General features: G+C 39.6%; 4 protein-coding genes. 3 read left to right on the top strand and 1 reads right to left on the bottom strand.

Going from position 1 to position 6,142, the window contains the following annotated elements; translation table 11 throughout:
- Positions 1-59: 59 nt before the first annotated feature.
- Positions 60-1,133, bottom strand: a complete 1,074-nt coding sequence (locus G460_RS0118905; protein WP_026956817.1) for a DUF1254 domain-containing protein — start codon at positions 1,131-1,133, stop codon at positions 60-62.
- 461 nt (positions 1,134-1,594) lie between these two features.
- Here G460_RS0118905 and G460_RS0118910 point away from each other — a divergent pair, with 461 nt between their 5' ends.
- The 3 genes from G460_RS0118910 (at position 1,595) to G460_RS0118920 (ending at position 6,032) form a co-directional block, all read left to right on the top strand.
- Positions 1,595-3,847, top strand: a complete 2,253-nt coding sequence (locus G460_RS0118910) for an arylsulfatase (RefSeq protein WP_245578758.1) — start codon at positions 1,595-1,597, stop codon at positions 3,845-3,847.
- A gap of 562 nt (positions 3,848-4,409) precedes the next feature.
- Positions 4,410-5,573 carry a tyrosine-type recombinase/integrase gene (locus tag G460_RS22230; protein WP_084421441.1) on the top strand — a complete coding sequence of 388 codons (1,164 nt, stop codon included), beginning with the start codon at positions 4,410-4,412 and terminating at the stop codon, positions 5,571-5,573.
- 54 nt (positions 5,574-5,627) lie between these two features.
- Positions 5,628-6,032 carry a hypothetical protein gene (locus G460_RS0118920; RefSeq protein WP_026953540.1) on the top strand — a complete coding sequence of 135 codons (405 nt, stop codon included), beginning with the start codon at positions 5,628-5,630 and terminating at the stop codon, positions 6,030-6,032.
- Positions 6,033-6,142 lie beyond the last annotated feature (110 nt).

Genomic DNA, 6,142 nt, shown 5'->3' on the forward strand with positions numbered 1-6,142 from the left:
TATTTAAACATCCATTGTGAAATGGATAATGGATAAATCAGTATAAAATAATTTAGGGCTTATTCTACTACCTCTATTTTGACTCCGTTTTTATCAAGATTCTCAACGTATTCTATTACTTGCTCAGGAGTTTCCGGTACATAGAGGCGAATAACCATGGACCAGTTATCCACAGTTTCTATGTTATTTGCCTGATCGGGGCAGTTGAAATAAAAAGTAATCGATCCGTCTGGGTTGGGTTCGGCGTTTCGGTCTCGGAGAGCGTATTTTTCTGTAGCTATCCATCCTCTGGCATCATAGGCAGTGACAGACATAAAGCCTCCTTTATCGTATTGCAACGGTGGTTTTGGCAAGGTGATTTTGGAGCAAACACTGCTTTTCTTCGCTTCTCCTTCAGGAACGATTTTAGGCCAATAGATCGCATGCTCTTTTGGTAATCCTGCCCACCCTCCGGCAGCAGCAATAATAAAATCTTCTCTGGTCACTGCATCTGGAGTCCCAAAAGCTCTCCAAGATCTAACTTTTGGTGATTCATATAAAAGGGAATCTCTGGTCTTGTCCAGTGATGCTTTTTCAAAGCCTTTGGCTTGATAGGGCTTTGCAGAATTGGCTTTGATGACATAGGCATCTTGATGCGCATGGGCATCGGCATAGCCTTCTTCATTTTCAGGCCTAACCTCTGTACGGATGTTTAGCCAAACATAATTGCCTTTTGTAAGCATGTCAGGGGTGATATACAGACTATCCCCTGGGTACAGCACTGCAAAGGTGTACTGGTTTTCATCGAAAACCTGAATGACTGAGTATTTGTCCCACTCGGGATTGACCAAAAGAGCACCTTCAGAGCAGTCTACCACAGCATGGCTGTATAAACAATCCTGGTTTTCACGAATGACCACCTGGGTCTCGATATCAGAGTATTCTCGATGATGGTTGTAGGTATTTACCGGCACTTCTTCCATCAAATCTGAGAAGTAATGATCAGTTTCAGCCTCAACAAAATTATCAACGGTAACCGGGATCGCTTGACTTTCTGTTTCCGCAGTATTCTCAGTTGATTTGCTATCATCACAACTGGTCAGGGCGAATCCCCCTATTAAAGAAGCAAGGAAATAAGTAGGTATGTTTTTCATATTGAAAATGGGTATAAAAGTGTAAATCTTTAAAAGTCTTATGCTAAAATAGGATTTTCTTTTTTTACTAAAAAAGGAATGTTTTATCTTTCTATTGTTATAAAAACATTGGATAATTCTATTTCAGGCAATAATTATTCGTCAGTGGAATCAACTGCTGGTGACCAACATTTTTGACTGATCAACAACCAATATTTTGTATTCTTCAGGTATATGTTGATCCAGATCAGGAATGAATAATCTTCCAGTTTTTTGCTGGAGTTATGGTGGTAGTTTAATTGAAATTCATTTTTAATAGAATTTAATCATATCAAATGTTACAGGTCCATTTAAAACATCTAAAAGTGATTTTACGAACTGTTCAAGTATCAAGTCTTATACTAGCTTTTTTCACATCCATTGTGGGGACGGCTCAACAAATTTTACCCTTTCCTCCAACGCCATCATCTTCCAAACCCGGTGTGACGATCGAAACATCGACATATCAAAAACGTGTCGATCCACGTAGGTTGCCAGAAGACGCGCCAAATATTTTGGTTATTTTGATAGATGATGTGGGGAATGGATTACCTACGACGTATGGAGGGGAAATCCATACTCCTACCTTGGACCGTGTAGCAGGTAGCGGTATTTCTTACAACCGTTTTCACACGACTGCCATGTGCTCGCCCACCAGAGCAGCGATTCTGACCGGTCGAAATCATACCCGAGTAGGGAATGGGCAAATTTCTGCCATCGCAAATGACTTTGACGGGTTTAGTGGAATTATTCCCAAGAGTTCGGCTACCATGGCAGAAGTTCTAAAGGCCTATGGCTATAATACGGCGGCCTTTGGAAAATGGCATAACACTCCTGAAGATCAGATTACCTCCAAAGGACCTTTTGATTATTGGCCTACCGGCTATGGATTTGAATATTTTTATGGGTTTCTTGCAGGAGAAGCTTCACAGTTTGAGCCAACCATGGTTCGCAATACAACATTTGTGGATCATCCAGAGACTTCGGGAGGTAATGATCATTATCATTTATCCGAAGATATTGCTGATGATGCGATTACTTGGCTCAGGGAGCAGAAAGCATATGCGCCAGATAAACCCTGGTTTGTCTATTGGGCACCAGGTGCTTCTCATGGGCCTCATCAGGTGATGAAGGAATGGGCGGATAAATATAAAGGGAAATTTGACGACGGTTGGGATGCTTATCGAGCGCGTGTTTTTGAGAATCAGAAGAAATTAGGTTGGATCCCGGAAGATGCCAAGCTCACGCCGAGGGCAGAAACTATGGCCTCGTGGGAATCCATTCCGGAAAGTGAAAAACCTTTTCAACGTCGCTTGATGGAAGTTTTTGCTGGCTTTACCGAGCACGCAGATACTCAAGTCGGTCGGATAGTCGATGAAATTGAAGCAGCGGGTGACCTTGAGAATACCATTATTTTTTATATCTGGGGAGATAATGGTTCCTCATCAGAAGGTCTATACGGGACGATCAGTGAACAATTGGCTCAAAATGGAATTCCCACTCAGATCTCAGAACATATCGATGCATTAAATGAGTTGGGAGGGCTGGATGTTTTGGGTTCTGAGCTCACTGACAATATGTACCATGCAGGTTGGGCTTGGGCAGGAAGCACACCGTATCAGGGAACTAAATTGCAGGGAGCATATTTTGGAGGTACCCGAAATCCAATGGCTGTGTCATGGCCAAAATCAATTAAGGCAGACCCAATACCAAGATCCCAATTTCATCACTGTATTGATTTGGTTCCTACTATCTATGAACTTCTGGACATTCAATATCCGAAAGTAGTGAATGGATTCACTCAGGATGCAATTGACGGAGTCAGTTTGGCTTATTCTTTCAATGATTCTGATGCTGAAGGACAAAGAAGTACCCAATTTTTTGATATCATGGCCAGCAGAGGCATTTATCATGAAGGCTGGTTTGCTTCTGCCCCTGGGCCTCGAACTCCTTGGGTAGGAGGGATCCCCAAAGGGATCAGGGAATGGTCTCCCTTGACGGATCAATGGGAGTTGTACCATATCGAGGAAGATTGGTCGCAAGCCAATGATGTGTCTGCAGAATACCCCGAGAAACTAGAGGAATTGAAAGCCTTGTTTCTGACAGAGTCAGCCAAAAACAAAAATTTGCCGATTGGCGGAGGTCTTTGGTCGACGGCACTATATCATCCCGAAGATGCTCCTGCGCCTGATCGTACTGAGTGGATTTTCAATCATCCAATAACTAATATGCCTGAATCGACAGCCCCAAAATTGGGCAAGGTGAGTAGTTCGGTGGAAATGGAAGTTCATGTCCCTGAAAATGCCAATGGAGTTTTGTATGCACTCGCTGGAATGGGGGGAGGGGTGACTTGTTTTTTCAAGGATAACAAACTGAATTATGAATTTAATCTTTTTATGGTGCGGAGGACTAAAATTCAATCTGAAGCCATAGCAGCTGGGAACAGGAAAATCGAAGTAGAATCCAAACTTGTAGACAAAATAGGAGGTCCTATGGATATCATTATCCGGGTAGATGGAAAAGAAGTGGCATCTGGACGAGTTCCTAACGGTATGTCTCTACACTTTACCAGCAATGCTACATTTGATATTGGGACCGATCGTGATTCACCTGTTTCATTGGATTATTTCGAAGAAGCCCCGTACACCTTTAATGGAAGCATAGGAAAAACATCGATCAAATATAGTGGGCGTTAATTCTATCGCTCGAGGAAAAATACATTCTGAATAAAATTCCTAGAAAATAAAAAGGGTTACTGATTTATGATTCAGTAACCCCTTGGCTTTCTAAGCCTTTTTGGCAGAGAGTGGGGGGAATGAACTCTGTGTTTAAACGATTGAAAATCAATTAAATACAGCTTAAAATAAAGTCAACTACACGAATTACGTTTCTTTATTTTGTTCAATTTTACCTGCTTTAATACAATATTTGAAAGAGCTTATATTAACAGTTAAAGATACTTTTTTTTAAGGAGTTTTTCTATGAAACATTCAGTTTTATTGACTTAATAAATACGTCAATTTTATTGGAAATCAGGGTGCTGAACTGTTTGTCCAATTGTAAGTGGGACTATTTAAATGGATATAGAATTCAATAAGGGTTAACCATGATATGGATTACTCGATGGACAATCAATGAACTCTAAAGGATTTCAATCCGACAACAAACGACAACAAATGGTAACAAACGACAACAAACGATTAATTACCGAATAAATGAGGAATTGAATCATAACCTTGAGTTCAAAAGAAAATGGGTATGAAAAATTCTATTGTCATCTTTAAACCACATCCAAAAGCAGCCAGAATCAAAGTTTCAATTCCTTTTTCTATGAAAATTGAAAGGGGCCAATTCAAAAGCTTAAATACTAGTTTTTATCATCCTCAACAAAGGCTTTGGAGTATTGTAAATTCAAAACAGAATTGGATGCTTCTTCTGGACTTATTCAAAGGGAAAGTAGTTTTTCAGGAACCAAGTAAGAAGTTGGAGATTCCCACAAAACGCTTAAATGCGGCGTCCTGTGAGGTTTTGGTGGAATTAGAACAGAAACTTACCTTAAAGGCATTTAGCAGGTCTACAATTAAAAGCTATTGTTCTGCTTTGAAGCCTTTTCTTTCATTTTTTGAATCCAGAAGCATAAATGAACTCAGTAAGGAGGAAATTGAATCATTTGTCTACCATCAAATCTCAAAATACAAGATTTCTGAAAGTGCCCAAAATACCTTGATCAATGCCATTAAAGCCTATTACGAGCATGTGCTTGGAAGAGAACGGACGGTATATGAAATTCAGCGGCCCAAAAAGAGCATTACGTTGCCCAATATTTTGAGTCAAGAAGAAATCAAGGCACTATTGACAAGTGTTGAAAATTTAAAACACAGGACAGTTTTGATGTTAATTTATAGTGCAGGATTGAGAATAAGTGAAGCCATTAAATTGAGAGTAAGGGATATTCACTCTGACCAAGGCTATATTTTTATTAAAGGAGCGAAAGGGAAAAAAGATCGTAAATCGGTATTGTCTCCGATAGTACTGACGCTTTTGAGAAAGTACTATTTGGCGTATAAACCATCCTATTGGCTATTTGAAGGACAGGAGGGAGGACAGTATTCTGCCTCAAGTATTCAGGCAGTATTCAGAAGGGCGGTGGAGAAAAGCAATGCAAATCCCTGGGCAACGGTACATACTTTAAGGCATAGTTTTGCTACTCACTTACTGCAAAAAGGCACCAATTTGCGATTTGTTCAGGTTTTGTTGGGTCACGAAAGTAGTAAGACAACTGAAGTATATACCCACGTCCTCTCAATTTCGAATAAAAATATTCAAAGTCCACTCGACGGAATTGACGAAATTCTTAATTTGGTGTCAACCACCTCTGAAAGACCTGTGGACAATGCGGATATAAACGCAATAGGAAGCTAGGACTTGGGTTTATCGAGGTGTTGGGTGCAAGCCAATGAAAAATAGATTATCAGAATGAATAAATATTTAGGCTCGTTTTTTCTACTTTTTGGAGTTTTGTTAGTTATTCAAAACATCAAGTTGTTAATAGATAGGAATCAAATTCGTGATATTAAGTTAAATGGAGTTAAGGTAGAATCTGTTGTTAAATCAAATGATTGTGAAAATACTGGATTTGTTACATTCGAAACATCTTCTAAGAAGCTAATTGAGATGGAATTTGATAGTGATTGTTGGATTTTTGAAGTTGGAAACACACAAGTTTTTTATTACAGTGAGAAATACCCTGGAAGGTATATCTTTCCAAATGAGTCAATAAGTACTATTAATGACCTTTTCATCTTAGGCTTAGCAATTTTATCTATTGTGGTTGGAACATCATTTATTAAGAAAAGAAGGCCAGCACCCAACAATAGCTAAAATCCATGGCGAGAAAGTTGTTCAGTTGGCACACAAGAACAAGTTATACGATTAGAAAAATTAGAACGAATAGAAACCCGATGCGCCACGGCTTTTAGCCCGAACGTTGT

This window comes from Algoriphagus vanfongensis DSM 17529 (genome assembly GCF_000429465.1).
Taxonomy (GTDB): Bacteria; Bacteroidota; Bacteroidia; order Cytophagales; family Cyclobacteriaceae; genus Algoriphagus; species Algoriphagus vanfongensis.

What these genes read in the sequence shown, in the direction of transcription:
- G460_RS0118920 (WP_026953540.1), top strand. Translation starts at nt 5,628, where the DNA reads ATGAATAAATATTTAGGCTCGTTTTTTCTACTTTTTGGAGTTTTGTTA.
- G460_RS22230 (WP_084421441.1), top strand. Translation starts at nt 4,410, where the DNA reads ATGAAAAATTCTATTGTCATCTTTAAACCACATCCAAAAGCAGCCAGA.
- G460_RS0118905 (WP_026956817.1), bottom strand. Translation starts at nt 1,133, where the DNA reads ATGAAAAACATACCTACTTATTTCCTTGCTTCTTTAATAGGGGGATTC.